We start from the raw sequence: 18,840 nt of genomic DNA, 5'->3' as shown, positions 1-18,840 counted from the left end.
CGAGAGATGCTCCCTGCACCTGTGCAGGGAGCATCTCTCGTCGGTCCGTGGACGCGGGAGAGGGAACCGACGGGACGAGGAGGCGATGGTCCCTTGACAGCGGGAGCACCGCCTCCTAGGTTCATTACTGAACCAACTAACCAATGCACCGACCGGGACGAAGGAGGCGACGTGTTCGACGACGGGACGCCCATCTTCCAGCAGCTCGCCGACCGCATCGCGGGCGACGTGCTCTCGGGCACGTACGCCGAGGGCGACCAGGTCGCCTCGACGAACGAGTTCGCCGCGTTCTACCGGATCAACCCCGCCACCGCCGGCAAGGCGGTCAACCTGCTGGTCGACCGGGGCGTGCTCTACAAGCGCCGCGGCATCGGCATGTTCGTCGCCGAGGGCGCCCGCGAGCGCCTCGCCGAGCAGCGCCGCGCGGCGTTCGCGGCCGAGTACGTCCGCCCCCTGGTGCTCGAGGCAGCCGCCCTCGGCATCGACGCCGCCCACCTGCGGCGCATGATCGATCAGGAGACCGCACCATGACCACTGCGATCGAGATCACCGACCTCTCACGCCGCTACGGATCGACCGACGCCCTCACCGACGTCTCGTTCGACGTCGAGCAGGACACGATCTGCGGCCTGCTGGGCCGCAACGGCGCCGGCAAGACCACCACCCTCAGCATCGTCGCCGGGCAGGAGCGCCCCTCCGGCGGCCGGGTCCACGTCTTCGGGCACGACCCCGCCGACGACGCCCGGGCGGCGGCCCGCACCTCGTTCGTCAAGGACGACCAGCGCTGGCCCGACGACTTCCGGCTGCGCGAGGTGCTCTCGGTCGGGCCCGCGTTCCACCGCGGCTGGGACGCCGAGCTGGCGCGTTCGCTCGCCGCCGACCTGCGGGTGCCCGAGAAGACGCCGGTGAAGAAGATGTCGCGTGGGCAGGCCTCGGCCGTGGCCATCGTCATCGGCGTCGCGTCCCGTGCGCCGCTGACGATCTTCGACGAGCCGTACCTCGGCCTCGACGCGACCGCCCGGCAGCTCTTCTACGACCGCCTCCTCGCCGACTACTCCGAGCACCCCCGGACGATCCTGCTGTCGACGCACCTCATCGACGAGATGGAGTCGCTGCTCGAGCACGTCGTCGTGCTCGACCAGGGGCAGGTGCGGCTCGACTGCGACGTCGACGACGCCCGCGCTTCGGCGTACTCGGTCGCCGGCACGACCCGGTCGGTCACCGCGTTCCTCGCGGGCCGGACCGTCCTCAGCAGCCACGGCATCGGCGGGCTCACCACGGCCGTGGTCGAGGGGGCCGCCGACGAGCGGGTCCGCGCGGACGCAGCCGCAGCGGGCGTCGAGCTCTCACCCGTCGGGCTGCAGCAGGTCGTGGCCGCCCTCGGGGCCGCGAGCGCCGCCTCCTCGACCGTGCACCACGCCGACGACGGCGACGACCTCGGCGGGGGCGGCCTCGGCGGGCCGACCGCCGACGCCCGCACCGCCCCGGAAGGAGCCCGCTCGTGACCACCGCACCGCTCACCGCCCGCAGCCGATCCGAGGAGGTGCGCGCCGCCTCCCGCATCGCGCCCGTCGTGCGCCTGCACTTCGCCCGCCGCCTGAACCTGCTGCTCGTGCCGCTGTTCGTCATCGGCGTGACCCTCGTGGTGTCGATCGTCATCCAGCTCGCGATCCAGCGGGCGGGGGTCGACGTCGGCACGGTCGCCTACGCCGCGGGCGCACGGCAGAACCCCGGCGTCGCCTGGGCGCTCAGCGGCTACCTCGTCGCGACGGGGGTGGCCTCCGTCGCGTCGACGTTCCCGCTGGCGGCAGCCCTCGGCACGACCCGGCGCGACTTCGCCCTCGGCACGGCGGCGACGCACGCCCTGACCGCGGTGTTCGTCACCGCGGTGTTCGTCGGGATGCTCGGTCTCGAGCTGCTCACGGGCCACTGGTTCGGCGGGTTCTACGTCTTCGACGTGAACGTGCTGGGGGCAGGCGACCCGCTCGTGCTCGCCGTGGTCGCCTTCCTCGGGTCGTGGCTCGCGCTGTCGATCGGTGGCGCCTTCGGCGCCGCGTGGCTGCGGTTCGGGCCGCGCGGGCCGCTGGCGATCAGCGTGACCGCCGTCGCCGTGATCGCGGTCGTCGTGCTCGTCACGGTGCCGTCGTTCGCCGCCGTCGCCGAGGCGTTCCGCCCCTGGTGGCTGGCCGTCGCGGCCGTCGGGCTGACCGGGCTGTCGATCGCCGGGACATTCGGGTTCCTGCGCCGCGCCTCCGTGCGGTAGCCCGGGCCGCGGCCGCGGCGCCGCGCACCGCGCACACCCGCCGGACCCGCGCACACCCCTCCGCGCGAGCGCGGGTGTGCGCGGCTCTCGAGGGTGCGGACGGACGCCGGCGCACCGCAGCGGCAGCCGCAGCCGCGGCCGCAGCGGCGCGCACAGGCGCAGGAGGCGCGGGGCGCGTACTGATGGAGGACCCACGTCAGGAGCCCCCTCATGCCCACAGTCCTCGTCGCCGGAGCGACCGGAGACCTCGGTCGCCGCGTCGTCCGCGAGCTGCTCGCCCGGGGCGCCGACGTCCGCGTGCTCACCCGCCCCGCGAGCAGCTCGGCCGACCGCCTGTTCGGCGGGACGGAGGGCGTGGTCGTGACCCGCGCCTCCTACGGGGACCCGGCGGCGCTGCGCGACGCGGTCCGCGGCGTCGACGTCGTCGTGTCGACCGTCAGCGGGGTGCACGACGTGATCGTCGACGCGCAGACCGCGCTGCTCGAGGCCGCGGTCGCCGAGGGCGTGCCGCGCTTCGTGCCGTCCGACTACTCGGCCGACTACCGGTCCCTGCCGCCGCGGTCGAACCGGAACCTCGAGTTCCGGCGGGAGTTCGCGGGCGTGCTCGACGCCTCCCCGATCCGCGCGACCTCGGTGCTGAACGGGGCGTTCGCCGACATGCTCACCGGACAGGCGCCCATCGTGCTGGCCGACCGCAAGCTCGTGCTGTTCTGGTCGGACGCCGACCAGGTGCTCGACTTCACCTCGAAGGACGACACCGCCGCCGTCACGGCCGCCGTCGCGCTCGACGCCTCGGCTCCGCGGTACGTCGAGGTGGCCGGCGACCGCGTCACCGCCCGCGAGCTCGCCCGCACGATGTCGTCGCTGACGGGCGAGCCGTTCCGCGTGCAGTGGGCCGGTACGACGGGACTGCTCTCGGCGATGAGCAAGGGCATGCGCCGGTTCTCGCGCGAGACCGACGAGGCGTTCCCCGCCTGGCAGGGCATGCAGTACCTCGTGAGCATGTACAGCGGCGACGGCCAGCTGCGCCGCGTCGACAACGACCGCTGGGGCGAGGGCCGCAACTGGACGTCGACCCGCGACGTCCTCGCCGCGCACGTCGCCTCGCGCGCCTGACCTGCCGGCCCCGCCCCCGGCGGTGAACCGGCTCGAACCGGCACGAACTGCTGCTCGACGAGCGGCGGGAGAGCACTTCGTGACGGTTCACCGGCGGGCAGGGGGCCGAGCCGAGGAGGCGCCGCCCCGCCCCCGAGACCCGTCGCCTGTACCCCGGAACCAGTGGGCGCCCCTTGACCGGGGGCCACGGTGCCGATAGGAATGACGAGCTGACGGCGCTGTCATCGACGACAGGTGTACCCCGCCATGCGCGGCCGCTCCCGAGCGGCCTCACCCAGATCACGGGATCACCCGCAGGAGCACGACGATGGCGTCAGGCCGTTCACAGACCGATCAGCGACCGCAGCGACCCGGGGCGACCTGGCGCACGCGAGCACAGCGGGCGGGGGTGATCGTGACCGCGACGGCCCTGGCGGCGACCGGTGCCCTCGTCGGCGTCGACGCCGCGAGCGCCGCAGGCCGCGGCGGCGACGGCACCGCGGGCGGCAGCGGCGGCACCGGCAGCGGCGGCACCGACTCGCGCGCGGCCGCAGCCGTGCTCGGCAGCGACTGGCGCACCAGCTTCGAGGCGGACGACGCACAGCCCCTCGCGAGCACGCCCGCGACGCCCGACGACCTCGGCACCGTGAAGGCCTCGAACGGCCTGCCGCCCGGCAGCCTGCTCGGCCACGTGACGGAGGCCTCGGCGAGCGCCGACAACGCCCCGGGCGAGATCGCCGTGAACCTCACCGACGGCAACCCGGCCAGCAAGTGGCTCGCCTTCCAGCGCACCGCGACGATCACCTACCTGCTCGACTCCCCGCAGACCGCGACCGAGTGGTCGCTGACGAGCGGCAACGACGCCCCCGAGCGCGACCCGCGAGCGGTCACGCTGCAGGGCTCCTCCGACGGAGGCAGGAACTGGGTCGACCTCGACGCGCAGCCCGCCGTGGCGTTCACGGGCCGGGGCGCGACGAACGAGTACGCGGTCGCCGCCCCGGGCGCCTACGACGCGTACCGGCTCGACATCACGCAGAACGCGGGTGCGGGCCTCACCCAGCTCGCGGACTGGTCGCTCGGGGACGGCACGGAGGCGGTGCCCGAGTCCGGACCGATGGTGACCGTGGTCGGCGGCGGCCCGGTCAGCGGCCCGAACATGAAGCCCGGCGCGGGCTTCAGCGGCACCAAGTCGCTGCGCTACGCCGGCGAGCACACGGCTGCCGCGGGCCAGGCGACGAACGTCCTGGTCGAGGGCCTCGAGCTCGAGATCGGCGACGACACCGAGTTCTCGTACCGGATCTTCCCCGAGCTGGGCGGCGACCTGCAGTACCCCGCGACCTACGCCGCGATCGACCTCGAGCTGGCGAGCGGCGGAACGGTGAGCGACGTCGCGGGCATCGTCGACGCCCACGGCGAGGGCACCTCCGCCGCCGACCGCGGATCGTCGAAGATCCTCTACGCCGACCAGTGGAACTCGGTGCGGGTGCCGCTCGGCGACCTCGCCGGCGAGACGGTCACGCGGGTCCTCCTCCGCTACGACAACGCCGGCGGCGCGGTCGGCACGAGGTTCCAGGGCTGGGTCGACGACCTCGACCTCGACCCGGCCCCCGCCCGGGTCGACGGCTCGAGCCTCGTGAACCACGTCGACACCCGCCGCGGCACCAACTCGACCGGCGGCTTCAGCCGGGGCAACAACGTGCCCGCGGCGACGGTGCCGAACGGGTTCAACTTCTGGACCCCGATGACGAACGCGTCGAGCCAGACCTGGCTCTACGACTACCAGCGCGGCAACGACGACGCGAACCTGCCCCGCCTGCAGGGCATCGGCGTCTCGCACGAGCCGAGCCCGTGGATGGGCGACCGGAACCAGCTCGCGATCCTGCCCTCGACGACGGCCGTGACCGCCGCGGACGCAGCCGCAGGAGGCGGCACCGCGCCCGACGCCTCGCTCGCCGCCCGGGCCCTCCAGTTCGACCACGGCGCCGAGATCGCGCGCCCTGACCTCTACAGCGTCGACACGACGAGCGGCCTCGAGGCCGCCGTCACGCCCACCGACCACGGCGCCGTGCTGCGGTTCGCCTTCCCGGAGACGGAGGGCACCGAAGGCACGGGCACCGAGGGCGCAGCCGCGGGCGACCGCACCGGCAGCGTGCTCGTCGACCAGGTCGCCGGGAACTCCGGCCTCACCGTCTCCGCCGACGGCCGGGTCTCCGGCTGGGTCGAGGGCGGATCCGGCCTGTCGACCGGGGCGACCCGCATGTTCGTCAGCGGCCAGTTCGACCGCACGCCCACCTCCGTCGGCGCGGCCGCGGGCGACCGGACGGGCGCTCGGTACGCCTCGTTCGACGTCTCCGCCGCGGGGGCCGGCAGCGCCGCCGGCGTCGTCGAGCTCCGCCTCGCCACGTCGTTCATCTCGTCCGAGCAGGCGGCGCACAACCGCGACCTCGAGCTCACCGGACGCAGCTTCGACGAGGTGCGCACCGACGCCGAACGACAGTGGAACGACCGCCTCGGCGTGATCACGGTCGAGGGCGCCCGCGACGACCAGCTCGCGACGCTCTACGGCAGCCTGTACCGCCTCAACATGTACCCGAACTCGCAGTTCGAGAACACGGGCACGGCTGCCGCGCCGACCTACCGCTACGCGAGCCCGGTCGCCCCGACCGTCGGCACCGCCACGGACACGACGACGAACGCGGCCGTGAAGGACGGCAAGGTCTACGTCAACAACGGCTTCTGGGACACCTACCGCACGGTCTGGCCCGCCTACTCGCTGCTCTACCCGGAGATCGCGGGCGAGCTGATGGACGGCTTCGTGCAGCAGCACCGCGACGCCGGCTGGATCGCCCGCTGGTCGAGCCCCGGCTACGCCGACCTGATGACCGGCACGAGCTCGGACGTCGCGTTCGCCGACGCCTACGTGAAGGGAGCCGTCGACGGCGACCTCGCGCTCGAGGCGTACGACGCGGCGCTGAAGAACGCCAGCGTGCAGCCGACCCAGAGCGGCGTCGGCCGCAAGGGCCTCGACCAGTCGCTGTTCCTCGGCTGGACGCCGTCGAGCACGGGCGAGAGCGTGTCGTGGGGGCTCGAGGGCCACATCAACGACTTCGGCCTCGGCCAGATGGCGGCGAAGCTCGCGGACGACCCGGCCACCCCGGAGGCGCGGCGTGCGCAGCTGAGGGAGGAGTCGGCCTGGCTGCTCGACCGCGCCCGCGACTACGGCACGCTGTTCGACCCGGCGACCGGGTTCTTCCAGGCGCGCGACGCCGACGGCGCCTTCGCGGAGCCCGCCGAGACCTACGACCCCGAGTCGTGGGGCGGCGCCTACACCGAGACGAACGGCTGGAACTTCGCCTTCCACGCCCCGTTCGACGTGCCCGGCCTCGCCGCGCTGTACGGCGGCTCGGAGGGCCTCGACGCGAAGCTCGCCGAGTTCTACGCGACACCCGAGGAGGCGGACAAGCCGGGCGGCTACGGCGGCGTCATCCACGAGATGGTCGAGGCCCGCGACGTGCGGATCGGCCAGCTCGGCATGAGCAACCAGGTCTCGCACCACATCCCCTACGTCTCGGCGGCGAACGGCGACCCCGCCACGACGCAGCGGGTCGTCCGCGAGATCACCCAGCGCCTCTTCGTGGGCAGCGACATCGGGCAGGGCTACCCCGGCGACGAGGACAACGGCGAGATGTCGTCGTGGTTCCTCTTCTCGGCGCTCGGCTTCTACCCGCTCGCGATGGGCACCGACTCGTACACGATCGGCTCGCCGCTCTTCGACGAGGCGACGATCCACCTCGAGAACGGCAAGGACTTCACGGTCCGCGCCGAGGGCAACTCGACCGACGCGGTCTACGTGCAGTCGGCGACCCTCGACGGCGAGGCGATCGACACCGCGTCGCTGAGCCAGCAGAGCATCAGCCGAGGAGGCGTGCTCGAGTTCCGGATGGGCGAGCAGCCGAGCGGGTGGGCGGCCCACGCACCCGACCCCGCCTACCCGGCGGCGGCGCTGGTCGACGCCACCACGGCGGGCCAGGGCGTGCTCAGCGCGAGCGACGGCACCGACGTCGCCCGGCTCGCCGACGACTCGGCGAGCACGGCGGCGACGTTCGACCTGCCCGACGCCGACGTCACCTGGCGCTCGGCCTCCGGTCCGGTCACCGTGTCGCGGTACACGCTGACGAACGGGCCGGACGGCTCCGCGGCCCCCACGGGCTGGACGCTCGAGGGCTCGACCGACGGCACCACCTGGCTGCCGCTCGACGAGCGCGCGGCGCAGACGTTCCCGTCCGCGCTGCAGACCCGGCCGTTCGCCGTCACCGACCCACGGCCCTTCACCTGGTACCGGATCGCGACGACCGGCACCACCGACGGACGAGCGGCCACGCTCAGCGAGATCGAGCTCATGGCCGACCCGGCGGCACCGGCCGGCGCCTTCACGGTCAGCGGCAAGCCGGGCCTGACGAGCGAGGCGGGCGCCTCGTTCGAGAGCGCGGTCGCCACCGTGACCCGCGCCTCCTCGACGGGTTCGCCCGAGGCCGGCGGCGGCGACGCCGGTGCCGTGCCCGACGGACTCGTCGCGACGGTCGACTGGCTCGACGGCGAGGGCCCGCAGCAGGCGACCCTGACCCCGACGGCCCTCGGCGGCTGGGACGTCACGGCGCCGGCGAGGGTCTTCGACGCCCCGGCGACGTACACGGCGATCGTGACCGCGACCGACGGCACCGACTCCGCGAGCACGACGACCTCGGTGGTCGTCTCGCGGACCGCTCCGGCGTTCGAGGACGCCTTCGACAGCGTCTGCCTCGGCGAGCCCGGACAGGCCGCGAACTGCGACTACCTGGGCAACGGGTTCTCGCGGCCGTCGCTGGCGGGCGGGGGCTTCGTGCAGGGGACCGAGGTGGCCGTGCCCGGCACCGAGCTGACGTTCGACCTGCCGGCGATCCCCGCCGGTGAGCCGGACAACGCGACGGGGCAGGGCCAGGTGCTGCCGCTCGACCTCGGCGACGACGTGACGCAGCTGTCGGTGATCGGCACCGCGACCGAGAAGCCGCAGCAGACGGTCGGCACGCTGACCTTCGACGACGGCACGACGCAGGAGCTGCCCATCGAGTTCGGCGACTGGACGGGCGGCGTGACCACGCCCTCGTTCGGGAACGTCGTCGTCGCGACGTCGGACGGCCGCACGAACGGGGCGAACGGCTCCGACTCGGCCGTCGCGGGGGTCTACTCGACGGCACCCGTCACGCTGCCCGAGGGGACCCGTGCCGTGTCGCTCACGATGCCGACGCAGACGGGAGACCCGCGGTCGGCCGGGCGGATCCACGTCTTCGCGATCGCCACGGACGGCACGCGCCTCGCACCGCCGGAGGCGCTGGTCGCCACGGGCGCGGAGGCCGGCCTGGCCGGGACGGCCGGCGTCGAGGTCTCGGGCGCGCTCGCGACCGTGACGGGCGGGGTCGGCGGCGGTGCCGGCGGTGCTGGCGCTGGTGCTGGCGTCACCGCGCTCGTGAACTGGGGCGACGGCACGGCCGTCACGCCGGGGACGGTCGCCGACGGCGTGGTCTCGGGGGCGCACACCTACGCGCTGCCGGGGAGCTACACGGTGACGGTCACGGTCGACGACGGACGCTCGAGCTCGGCGACGACCACGACCGCGGTGATCGCGGCCGCACCGGTCGACCCGGGCCCGGTGGACCCGGGAACCCCCGGCGACCCCGGGAACCCCGGGAACCCGGGCGACCCCGGCACGCCCGGGAACCCCGGCACGCCCGGCGACCCCGGCACCCCGGGGGCGTGGACGCCGTCGATCCGGGTCCTGGCCGACTCGGCGACGCGGGGCACGGTCGTCCCCGTCGACGGCGACGGCTTCGCCCCGGGCGAGCAGGTGTCGCTGACGCTGTTCAGCGACCCGATCGCGCTCGGCACGCTGACCGCCGACGCGGACGGGATCGTCCGCGGGTCGTTCACGGTGCCTGCCGCCGCGACGACCGGGACGCACGAGGTCGAGGCCCTGGGCGCGACGTCGCAGGTGGCGGTGCGGGCGGCCTTCCGGGTCGTCGACACGGCGGCCGCCGACGCCGGACGCGCCCCGCTGCGGCCCGGCTCGAACGACGGCTCGCTCGCCTACACGGGCGGCGACCCCGAGTCCGCCGTCGACGCCGGGCTGGTCGCGGGCGTGCTGCTCGCGGCCGGCGGGCTGGTGCTCGCCCTCGAGGCGGCCCGCCGCCGACGCCGCCGACACGAGGTCGCCGCGCGGTAGCGCGACCCGCCTGCGCGGCCGGTGCAGCACCTGGCGGCCCCCTCCCCCACCGGGGCGGGGGCCGCCTCCTCGTGTCCGGTCCCGCACGCGCGGCCGCGAGCCGGCAGGAACAGCTGCCTGCCGCCTCCGGGAGAGCACGTCGTGCCGGTCCACCGGGGTCGACCGTCGGTGAGGACGGCCTACTGCTGGAAGGTCAGGACGTCGTCCGTGCCGATGCTCATCGTGTAGCTCACGGTGAAGGGGACGTCCTCGTCGATCGCGTAGCGGCGCCCGTCGAAGAGCGACTGCGCGTCGACGACGAGGTGCGCCGTGCCCGCGGCCTCGGTGACGAGCCACTGTCCCGACACGGTGCCGGGCTGCACGGCCACCTGCGGGTAGGCGACGATGCTCCACGCGGGCTCGCCCGTGACGCGGTCGTCGACCTGCCGCCCGAAGGGGCAGCCGGCGGGCAGCAGCACCGGCTGGGTCACGCAGTCGGTGTCGAGCATCGTGTCGAGCTGCTCCTGCAGCACCTGCGAGAAGGAGGCGCGGGCCACGGTCGCGACGCTGGCCGACGAGGTGCCCCCCGCGCTGATGACCGTCACGCCGACGGTCGGCGCCTCGAGGTACGCGCTCTCGTGCGAGAGGACGAAGCGCGAGGGGGCCAGCACCTCGAAGCGCGTGGCGACGTCGCCGCTCTCGGTGGTCACGAGGCGGCCGTCGACCGTGAAGCGCGGGTCGTTCATCGGCGTGACGTCGAGGGTCGCGGTCGGGGTCTGCGCGAAGCTCCAGGCACGGAAGAAGCCGAAGCGCGTGCCGGCCTGCTGCACGACGAACTGCGACTGGCCGGGCGTGCCGTCGAGCGTGTACGAGAGCGTCACGGTGCGGGTGCCGTCGCCGAGGTCGAGCTCGCTCTCCTCCTGCACGTCGGCGAGGCCGCCGAGCGAGGGCACGGTGAGCAGGGCGTCCTCGAGCTCGCCCGTCGGCTCGATGCCGGCGAGGGTGAGCGCGCTGGCGGTGTCGCCGCGGTCGATCGCGTCGAGGTAGCCGCGCGCGAAGCCGCCGGCGCTGTACACGGTCGCGTTCAGCGCCACGACGGTCACGGCGAACCCGATGACCACGAAGAGCGCGGCGCCGCCCCAGATGGCGACGAAGGGCCACCACGACGACGGTCGCCTCCTCTCCCCCACGGACGAAGACATGTCCACAGCATAGGTCGGCCGAGGTCACGATCCGCCGTGCAGCCGAGGAGGCGCGGGTAGGTTGGGTGTTCCGCCTCCCCCCGCCCGAAAGGTCCGTGCCGCCCGTGTCCGTCGCCCTCTCCGCCGAGCAGCAGGCCGTGTTCGACGCCATCGAGGACACGAACGAGCACATCTTCGTCACCGGCCGGGCCGGCACCGGCAAGTCGACCCTGCTCAACCACCTGTCGTGGAACACGTCGAAGCAGGTCGTCATCTGCGCGCCGACCGGCGTGGCCGCCCTCAACGTCGGCGGGCAGACGATCCACTCGCTCTTCCGGCTGTCGATCGGGCTGATCGCCGACCACGACATCGAGCAGAAGAGCGAGCTGCGCAAGCTGCTCAACACGATCGACACCCTCGTGATCGACGAGGTCTCGATGGTCAACGCCGACCTGATGGACGCGATCGACCGCTCGCTGCGCCAGGCCCGCCAGCGCCGGTCCGAGCCGTTCGGCGGCGTGCAGGTCGTGCTCTTCGGCGACCCGTACCAGCTGCCCCCGGTGCCCGGCGACGCCGAGGAGCGCGCGTACTTCCGCGACAACTACCGGTCGATGTGGTTCTTCGACGCGCACGTCTGGCAAGAGGCCTCGCTGCGCATCTACGAGCTGGCGTTCATCCACCGGCAGACCGAGGGCGACTTCAAGGAGATGCTCAACGCCGTCCGCCACGGCCGCGTCACCGCCGAGATCGCCGGCGCGCTGAACGGGGCCGGTGCCCGCCCCGCGCCGACCGACGGCACCGCCATCACGCTCGCGACCCGCAACGACACCGTCACCCGCATCAACAAGGTCGAGCTCGAGCGGCTGCCCGGGCGCGTGCTGACGGCCAAGGCCGAGGTCAGCGGCGAGTTCGGCGGACGCACGTTCCCCGCCGACGAGGCGCTCGAGCTGAAGCGCGGGGCCCGCGTGATGTTCCTCCGCAACGACCAGGACCAGCGCTGGGTCAACGGCACCACGGGCACCGTGACGAAGGTGCGCGACACCGTCTTCGTCGAGGTCGACGGCGAGGAGCACGAGGTGCAGCCGGCCGTGTGGGAGAAGTTCGCCTACTCGTGGTCGGCCTCGACCAAGCAGCTCCGGAAGGACGTGGTGGCCGAGTTCACCCAGTTCCCGCTGCGCCTCGCCTGGGCCGTGACGATCCACAAGTCGCAGGGCAAGACGTACGACAGCGCCATCGTCGACCTGGGCACGCGGGTCTTCAGCGCTGGCCAGACCTACGTCGCGCTGAGCCGCATCACCGCCCTCGACGGGCTCTACCTGACCCGCCCGCTTCGGCCCGCCGACATCATCGTCGACCTCGACGTGCGGCGGTTCATGAGCCAGGCGACGCGTGTGCCCGCGATCCGCGCGGCGGAGGACGCGGCCGCGGCGGCGGACGGCGGCGTCGCGGGCGCCGCGGCGGCGCCGGAGGGCGCGGCGGCGGCGGACGCCGCCAGCTAGGGGCCGCGGCGCGAGCCGCTCCACAGCGCACCGCGTTCCGTGCACTGCACCCGAACTAGACGCGGCGCAGTGCACGAGACGCGATGCGGTGCGCATCTTGGGTCCGGGGCGCCGAAGGCGGCGGGAGGGGCCGCGGCGCGAGCCACAGCGCACCGCGTTCCGTGCACTGCACCGGGACTGGACGCGGCGCTCAGCACGAGACGCGGTGCGGGCGAATCTCGGGTCCGGGGCGCCGAAGGCGGCGGGAGGGGCCGAAGGCGGCGGGAGGGGCCGCGGCGCGAGCCGCACCGCACCTCCCTCGGGGACGCTCTGGCATGATCGGGGGATGACCACGACGACCCCTGCCGCGTACGAGCCCACGATCCGCGAGTCGCCCAACCGGGCCGCAGCCCTGACGATCGGCACGCTGGTCCTGCTCGTCGGCGCCTGCGGGTTCTTCGCCGAGAACATGGGCTCGTTCTTCGACACGACCGGAGCGGAGCTGGGGTTCCTCAACGTCAACCCCGCGCTCATCGTCATCTGGGTGCTCTCGGGCGCGGCGCTGCTCATCGCGGGTGCCTCCGGCAGTGCCCCCGCCCGCACGATCAACGGGGCCGTCGGCCTCCTCTTCGTGGTGCTCGGCGTCGCCGGGTTCCTCGTGCGCGACACCGACGTCAACTTCCTCGCGCTGAACCTCGGCGACGACATCACCCACCTCGTCGCGGGCGGCGTGCTGCTGCTCACCGCGATCGGTGCGGAGCGCCGCCGCCGCTGAGCCGCCGCTGCCGCGCGGCATCGCACCGCGTTTCGTACACTGCACCGGGTCTAGACCTGGTGCAGTGTTCGTTTCCCGGTGCAGTGCGCTGCCGCACACCGCGGGCCTAGATCGGCGGGGAAAAGGGACGGGGACGGTGCGGGCCCACGCCTCCCTCGTCCCATGTCGCCTACAGAGCCGGGCCAGGCCGGCGGCCGGGCCCGGCCACGGCGCAGCCGCACGGCGCAGCCGCCGGGGCGGCGCGGCGCCCGCGCTGACATGATCGGGGGATGGAACCGACTCCCCGCCGCCGCGTCGTCGTCGCGATCAACCCGTCGGCGTCGTCCGGACGCGGACGAGGCGTGGGCGACGCCGTCGTCGACGCCCTCCGCGCAGCGGGCCACGACGTCGTCCCGCTCCGCGAGCCCACGGTCGAGGCCCTCGCCGCGGCCGCGCGCGCGCAGGTGCTGACCCTCCCCCACGCGCTGGTTGTCGTGGGCGGCGACGGGGTCGTCAACCTCGGCGTCGGACTCGTCGCGGGGGTGCCGGTCGCGCTGGGGATCGTGCCGACGGGCACCGGCAACGACATGGCCCGCACCCTCGGGATCCCGCACGACGACCCCGAGGCCGCGACGCGCCTCCTCGTCTCGCTGCTCGACCGGCCGCCGCTGGTGATCGACGCGGGCCGTGTCACGCACGACGGAGGGTCGACCTGGTTCGGCTGCATCGTCTCGGCCGGCTTCGACGCCGTGGTCAACGAGCGGACGAACGCCCTGCGGTGGCCCAAGGGCCGCCGCCGCTACGACCTCGCCCTGCTGATCGAGCTGCTGCGCCTGCGGCCGCTCTCGTACCGGCTCGAGCTCGACGGCGACTCCCGCGAGGTGCGGGGCACGCTGGTCACCGTCGGCAACGGCCGCTCGTTCGGCGGCGGCATGACGGTGCTGCCCGACGCGCGCCTCGACGACGGCCTGCTCGACGTGCTGATCGTTGAGCGGCTCGGGCGGCTGCAGTTCCTGCGGTTGTTCCTCAAGGTCGCGAAGGGCACGCACCTCGCCGACCCGCGAGTGCACGTGCATCGGGTGCGGAAGGTCGTCATCGAGTCGGGCGACGGGATCGTCGCCTACGCGGACGGCGAGCGCGTCGGGCCAATGCCGGTCACCGTCGAGGTCGCCCCGGGCGTGCTGCACGTCATCGCGCCGGCCGCCTCGACCTCCGCCTGAGGACGCGCCTCGCGCCTGACGCCTCGCACCGCACGCCGCTCACCGCACACCGCACAGAACCGCGTTCCGCTCAAAGAACCACCGAGCAACGGGGTTCTTTGAGCGGAACGCGGTTCGAAGCGCTGCACCCAGCAGGAGGAGGCGTCAGCCGCGCAGGCGGGCCGCCCTGCGACGGGCGCGGACCAGCAGCACGGCGCCGAGGGCGACGAGTCCGCCGGCGAGGGGCAGGGCCCAGGTGGCCAGCTCCGAGCCGGTGTAGGCGAGGCCGTCGCGGGTCGTGCCGGCTGCGGACGACGTGCCCGCGCCTCCTGCGCCTGCACCGGTGCCGGCACCCGGCGCACCCGCACCCGCACCCGCACCCGGGGTGCCGGCGCCGTCGCCCGGCGCGACGACCGGCGGGTCCACCACGACGGGCGGGTCGACCGGCGGCACGACGACGGGCGGCTCGACCGCCGCGGGCACCGTGATCGCGAAGAGCGTCGTCGTGCCCGAGACCTCGTTGCCGACGGCGAGCATGGGCTCGCCGGTCGCCGAGTCGGCGGCGGGGATGAACGCGAGCCCCTCCGGCCCGAGGTCGCCCGCCGCCGAGAGCGCGGCCTGCGAGGCGTCGGCCGGCGGCGCCGTGAAGTCGCGGTTGTTGACGTAGGCCACGAAGGAGGCGGCGGTCGGCACGGTCACGTCGTAGACGGCGATCCCGCCCACGCGCTCGAAGCCGATGAAGGCGTAGGTGCGTCCGTCGATCTCGCCCAGGGCGACGCCCTCCGGCTCGGGGCCCTTGTCGTCGCTGCGGCCGTCGAGGTTCGACTCCGTGTGGTTCGAGTTGAAGAACTCGGGCGCGGCGGCCGCGGTGACCTCCTCGAAGTCGGAGCCCGAGTCGAAGACCTGCTGACCGCTCGCGTCGAGGATGCTGAACGACCGCGACCCGAACGTGTAGAGCGTCTCGTAGCAGGAGCCGTCGGCGCTGAGGCCGTTCGCCGTCGTGACGTTCAGGCGGCCGAGCGCGGCGGGCGCCAGCGAGCCGGCGGCGGGGGACGTGGCGCAGACCGGCGGGACGCCGCCGCGACCGAGGGCGCTGACCCGCGACACCTCGCTGTAGCCGTCCCAGTCACGCGAGTCGCCCTCGTTGGCGGTGACGACGTAGGTCGAGCCGCCGACCTCGTAGCTGGCGATCGTGTCGGGCATCAGGTAGCTCTCGACGCCGGCCCAGGTGCCGATCGCGATGCCGGCGTCACGGTCGGACGGGTCGAAGGGCACCACCGCGCGATCGACGGTGCCGAGCGGCACGACCTCGGTGACGGTCGCCGAGGCGACGTCGACGATCGCGAGGGCGTTCGCCTCCTGCAGCGAGACCCACGCGGTCGCGCCGTCGGCCGAGAACGTGGCGTACTCGGGCTCGAGGTTCTCGCTCACGGGGAACAGCAGGGGCGACTCGGGCGTGACCGTGCCGGCGTCGTCACGACCGCCGAAGATGCGCACCTCGGGGTCGAGGACCGAGCTGCCGCCGACCTCGAAGTCGTGGAAGTCGGCCGTGCTGACGGCCGCCTGCGCGGGCGCGGAGACGGTCGCGGGCACGTCGACGACGCTGATCGTGCCCTCGGGGTCGACCGAGTAGTCCTCGGCGGGCTCGCCCTCGTTCGCGACGATCACCCGGGCGCCGTCGGGGCTGAAGGCGACCATGTCGGGCAGCGAGCCGACGCGCACGGCGCCCAGGGCGCCTCCGTCGCCTGCGGCGTCGAAGAAGACGACCCAGCCGAGGTCGGTCTTGTCGTCGCTCTCGACGGCGACGGCGCCGAGGCCGTCGGCCCGCACCGAGACCGAGTTGGCGACGGCGCCGGCAGGGACGACCGAGCCGTCGGCGGCCGTGACGCCGGTGGTCTGCACGGTGAAGTCGGCGCGCTCAGGCGCCTGCGGGTCGCCGATCTCGAGGACCTCGACGACCGCCTCCGCCGCGTTGACGACGAGGAGGCGGTGCAGCGTCGCGCGGGGATCCTCACGGTCCGGGCCGGTCCAGTGCTCGACGATCTCGGCGGCGCTGGCGTCGAAGGTGCCGGTCTCGTACGAGCCGACCGGCTGCAGGTCGAAGGCCTCCTGGTCGGCGAAGACCTCGATCGGGGCCGCGACGACGGCCGCGCTCGCGGGTGCCGAGAGGCCGATCAGGCCGGCGGCGGCGAGGGCCGCGGTGCCGGTGAGGGCGACGGCGCCGAGCGGGCGTCGGACGCGGGCGGCCCGCGAGGAGGTCGAGGCCGCGGCCGGTGTGGAGGGCGGTGTCGTGGGGCGGGAGGCCGGGCGGCGTGCGCGCATGCGGGAGCTCTCTCTGGTGCGGTCGGGTCGACCGGGTCGGTCGTGCGTTCGGAACGGTCGGGCGTCGGGACGCCACGACCATATGCACGACACGTGCCGCAGAGATGGCCGCCGGGTTAACGGCTGGGGCTGTCGCCCTCGTCGTCGGCGTCGTCGGCGTCCTCGTCGGGTGCGTCGCTGCCGAGGTCGGCGACGCCGAACTGCTCGGTCTCGAGGTCGACGACCTCGGTGCCGCGCGGCACCGACACGGGCGAGGGGCCGGCGAGTGCGGCGGTGCGGCTCGCGAGCTCGGCGACGAGGCCCTCGTCGGTGATCTCGGCGCCGCGGGCCTCGTCGACGCTGAGCGAGTCGGAGGTCAGCATCTGGCTCGCCGGCCCGACGAGGATGCTGAAGACCCGGGGCGCGCCGTTGCGGTCGATCGCCGGGACGTCGATCGAGTCCGACCGCCCCTTCATCGCCAGGGCCTGGGCGTAGGCCAGGACCGCGTCGGCGATGTCGTCGCCGGTGACCAGGTGGTCCTCGGCGTAGCTGATGCGCTTCATGCGGCTCTTCCGGTCGTTCGGGCGAGCCTCCCACGGTACGCGCACCGCACCTCCGGCGACCTGGCCGTGGTCGTCCCCCGGCCGGGCCGAGGCGCACCCGGGACGACCCGGCCGCAGGCCGGTCAGGCCCGGTGCAGCGTCTCGCGCGGGTACTCGCCGAAGCGCTGGACGTAGGAGGCGGAGAAGCGTCCCAGGTGCGCGAACGCCCACCGCTGGGCCACCTCGGCCACCGTCACGGTGTCCGCCGACCCCTCGACGAGCTCCTCCCGCACGCGGTCGAGCCGCACGGCGCGTAGGTACTCGGACGGCGTCGTGTCGAGGTGCCGGCTGAACGCCTGCTGCAGCCCGCGCGGGGTGAGCCCGGCGTGCTTGGCGACGCCGCTCGGGGTGATCGGCTCGTGGGCGCGCGAGTGGACGTACTCGACCGCCTCGCGGAGCGACGCGTTGCGCGGCGCCAGCACCTCGTCGGGGAGCCGACGCGAGGTGTGCGGGAACGTGTCGAGCAGGACCCTCGCCGCGTAGCGCGCCGTCTCGGCCCGGACCGTGTCGTCGGACGCGTCGTCGAGGTAGGTCCGCGCGATGTGGCGGAGGGCGGCGTTGAAGCGCGTGCGCCCCTCGTCGTCGATCACGGCCGTGTGGTCGAAGCGCACGGAGCCGGGGTAGGCGTCCTCGCGCTCGGACGCGACCTCGTCGAGCACGCGGTCGGAGAGGTGCAGCAGGTTCTGCTCGACGTCGGTCACGCGGAACGAGAAGGGCCGGCCCCACGGGAACGGCATCGGCTGCCCGAGCTCGGGCGTCACCTCGTCGCGCCCGATGTCCATCAGGGCGGAGCCACGGCCGATCCACTGGATGATGCGTTCGCCCCGCGGCTGGATGGTGCCGGTGACCTCGCCCGAGAAGTGCGTCGTGCGGAGCGTCAGCTCGCCGTCGCCGCGCGTCGTGTGCCGCCAGTGGAAGGGCTGGTCGGAGGCGACGAACCGCAGGCCGCCCACCTCGCCGTAGCCCGAGCCGAAGAACCGGGCCGCCCCGTCGACGTCGTCGCCGTGCGCCTCCACCAGGACACGGCGTCGGGGATCGGCGGACATCCCCCTGATCTTGGCCGGAGACGCAGGCCGGGACAAGTCGCCGAGAGGGGGTTGACGAGAGGAGGGGCGTCGTGCTGCGGTGCAGGTCGCTCGTCAGGTGTGCGAGTAGCGTCGCGCCCATGAGCGACCTCGACGACATCGACCTGACCACCCTCCGCGGCGAGCACACCCGCTTCGGCGCCTTCACCGACAAGGTGGTGCTCGTCGTCAACGTGGCGTCGCGCTGCGGCCTGGCGCCGCAGTACGAGAAGCTCGAGCAGCTGCAGAAGACCTACGGCGAGCGCGGCTTCACCGTCGTCGGGTTCCCGAGCAACCAGTTCCTGCAGGAGCTGGGCTCGTCCGAGGCCATCGACGAGTACTGCTCGGCGACCTGGGGCGTGACGTTCCCCATGATGGAGAAGGTGCGCGTCAACGGCCGCTCGGAGCACCCGCTCTACACCGAGCTCAAGAAGACGGCCGACGCCGACGGCAAGGCCGGCAAGGTCAAGTGGAACTTCGAGAAGTTCGTCGTCACGCCCTCGGGCGACGTGCACCGCTTCCGCCCGACGACGGAGCCGGACGACCCCGCGATCGTCGGCGTGATCGAGGCGGCGCTGCCGCAGCAGGCCTAGGCGACGGGAAAGGGACGAGATGACGCGGGGCCCCGCGGCTCCTCGTCCCTTTCGCGTCGAGTCGTCCGGGCGCGC

The 18,840-nt window shown here is 73.9% G+C and carries 13 protein-coding genes; 9 read left to right on the top strand and 4 right to left on the bottom strand.

What is annotated here, in order from left to right; genetic code table 11:
- The first annotated feature begins 171 nt into the window (after nt 1–171).
- The 5 genes from ITJ48_RS15270 (at nt 172) to ITJ48_RS16560 (ending at nt 9,614) form a co-directional block, all read left to right on the top strand.
- The gene (locus tag ITJ48_RS15270) at nt 172–531 is read left to right on the top strand and encodes a GntR family transcriptional regulator (protein WP_192042976.1); all 360 of its coding nucleotides are present in this window, start codon (nt 172–174) and stop codon (nt 529–531) included.
- Nucleotides 528–1,505: an ATP-binding cassette domain-containing protein gene (locus tag ITJ48_RS15265; RefSeq protein ID WP_194614297.1), complete on the top strand. Its 978-nt coding sequence runs from the start codon at nt 528–530 to the stop codon at nt 1,503–1,505. The genes ITJ48_RS15270 and ITJ48_RS15265 overlap by 4 nt, the downstream gene beginning before the upstream one ends.
- Nucleotides 1,502–2,263, top strand: coding sequence for a hypothetical protein (locus tag ITJ48_RS15260; RefSeq protein ID WP_194614296.1), 762 nt, complete (start codon nt 1,502–1,504; stop codon nt 2,261–2,263). Before ITJ48_RS15265 ends, ITJ48_RS15260 begins: the two co-directional genes overlap by 4 nt.
- Before the next feature lie 210 nt (nt 2,264–2,473).
- Nucleotides 2,474–3,379, top strand: a complete 906-nt coding sequence (locus ITJ48_RS15255; RefSeq protein ID WP_194614295.1) for an NmrA family NAD(P)-binding protein — start codon at nt 2,474–2,476, stop codon at nt 3,377–3,379.
- A 394-nt stretch (nt 3,380–3,773) separates the two neighbouring features.
- Entirely contained in the window at nt 3,774–9,614 is a 5,841-nt protein-coding gene (locus ITJ48_RS16560) for a GH92 family glycosyl hydrolase (protein ID WP_370544953.1), read from the top strand.
- A gap of 179 nt (nt 9,615–9,793) precedes the next feature.
- Here ITJ48_RS16560 and ITJ48_RS15245 read toward each other — a convergent pair whose 3' ends face one another.
- Nucleotides 9,794–10,795 (bottom strand): hypothetical protein, encoded by a 1,002-nt coding sequence (locus tag ITJ48_RS15245; protein WP_194614294.1) that lies wholly within the window; start codon nt 10,793–10,795, stop codon nt 9,794–9,796.
- A 104-nt stretch (nt 10,796–10,899) separates the two neighbouring features.
- On the opposite strand from ITJ48_RS15245, the gene ITJ48_RS15240 reads away from it, so the two are divergent.
- The 3 genes from ITJ48_RS15240 to ITJ48_RS15230 all read left to right on the top strand — a co-directional run bounded on the left by ITJ48_RS15240 (nt 10,900) and on the right by ITJ48_RS15230 (nt 14,226).
- Complete coding sequence (locus ITJ48_RS15240; protein ID WP_194614293.1) at nt 10,900–12,273, top strand: DEAD/DEAH box helicase; 1,374 nt, start codon at nt 10,900–10,902, stop codon at nt 12,271–12,273.
- Between the two features lie 325 nt (nt 12,274–12,598).
- On the top strand, nt 12,599–13,027 hold the full coding sequence (locus ITJ48_RS15235; RefSeq protein ID WP_194614292.1) for a DUF4383 domain-containing protein: 429 nt from the start codon (nt 12,599–12,601) through the stop codon (nt 13,025–13,027).
- A gap of 269 nt (nt 13,028–13,296) precedes the next feature.
- Entirely contained in the window at nt 13,297–14,226 is a 930-nt protein-coding gene (locus ITJ48_RS15230) for a diacylglycerol kinase family protein (protein WP_194614291.1), read from the top strand.
- A 144-nt stretch (nt 14,227–14,370) separates the two neighbouring features.
- Here the strand turns inward: ITJ48_RS15230 and ITJ48_RS15225 are convergent, their stop codons facing one another.
- The 3 genes from ITJ48_RS15225 to ITJ48_RS15215 form a co-directional block, all read right to left on the bottom strand.
- Nucleotides 14,371–16,527: a choice-of-anchor I family protein gene (locus ITJ48_RS15225; protein WP_194614290.1), complete on the bottom strand. Its 2,157-nt coding sequence runs from the start codon at nt 16,525–16,527 to the stop codon at nt 14,371–14,373.
- Between the two features lie 116 nt (nt 16,528–16,643).
- Nucleotides 16,644–17,069, bottom strand: coding sequence for a hypothetical protein (locus tag ITJ48_RS15220; RefSeq protein ID WP_194614289.1), 426 nt, complete (start codon nt 17,067–17,069; stop codon nt 16,644–16,646).
- A gap of 122 nt (nt 17,070–17,191) precedes the next feature.
- Nucleotides 17,192–18,154, bottom strand: coding sequence for a helix-turn-helix domain-containing protein (locus tag ITJ48_RS15215; protein WP_194614288.1), 963 nt, complete (start codon nt 18,152–18,154; stop codon nt 17,192–17,194).
- A gap of 119 nt (nt 18,155–18,273) precedes the next feature.
- Between ITJ48_RS15215 and ITJ48_RS15210 the strand changes: the two genes are divergently transcribed.
- Nucleotides 18,274–18,765 (top strand): glutathione peroxidase, encoded by a 492-nt coding sequence (locus tag ITJ48_RS15210; protein ID WP_123548466.1) that lies wholly within the window; start codon nt 18,274–18,276, stop codon nt 18,763–18,765.
- Nucleotides 18,766–18,840 lie beyond the last annotated feature (75 nt).

It is taken from the genome of Frigoribacterium sp. VKM Ac-2530 (genome assembly GCF_015350835.1).
Lineage (GTDB): Bacteria > Actinomycetota > Actinomycetes > Actinomycetales > Microbacteriaceae > Frigoribacterium.
Note: the sequence above shows the minus strand (reverse complement) of the source record. Positions and strands in the feature narration are given on the sequence as shown.

Coding starts and splice junctions, on each gene's coding strand:
- ITJ48_RS15265 (WP_194614297.1), top strand. CDS start 528: ATGACCACTGCGATCGAGATCACCGACCTCTCACGCCGCTACGGATCG.
- ITJ48_RS15255 (WP_194614295.1), top strand. CDS start 2,474: ATGCCCACAGTCCTCGTCGCCGGAGCGACCGGAGACCTCGGTCGCCGC.
- ITJ48_RS15245 (WP_194614294.1), bottom strand. CDS start 10,795: ATGTCTTCGTCCGTGGGGGAGAGGAGGCGACCGTCGTCGTGGTGGCCC.
- ITJ48_RS15235 (WP_194614292.1), top strand. CDS start 12,599: ATGACCACGACGACCCCTGCCGCGTACGAGCCCACGATCCGCGAGTCG.
- ITJ48_RS15230 (WP_194614291.1), top strand. CDS start 13,297: ATGGAACCGACTCCCCGCCGCCGCGTCGTCGTCGCGATCAACCCGTCG.
- ITJ48_RS15225 (WP_194614290.1), bottom strand. CDS start 16,527: ATGCGCGCACGCCGCCCGGCCTCCCGCCCCACGACACCGCCCTCCACA.
- ITJ48_RS15220 (WP_194614289.1), bottom strand. CDS start 17,069: ATGAAGCGCATCAGCTACGCCGAGGACCACCTGGTCACCGGCGACGAC.
- ITJ48_RS15215 (WP_194614288.1), bottom strand. CDS start 18,154: ATGTCCGCCGATCCCCGACGCCGTGTCCTGGTGGAGGCGCACGGCGAC.
- ITJ48_RS15210 (WP_123548466.1), top strand. CDS start 18,274: ATGAGCGACCTCGACGACATCGACCTGACCACCCTCCGCGGCGAGCAC.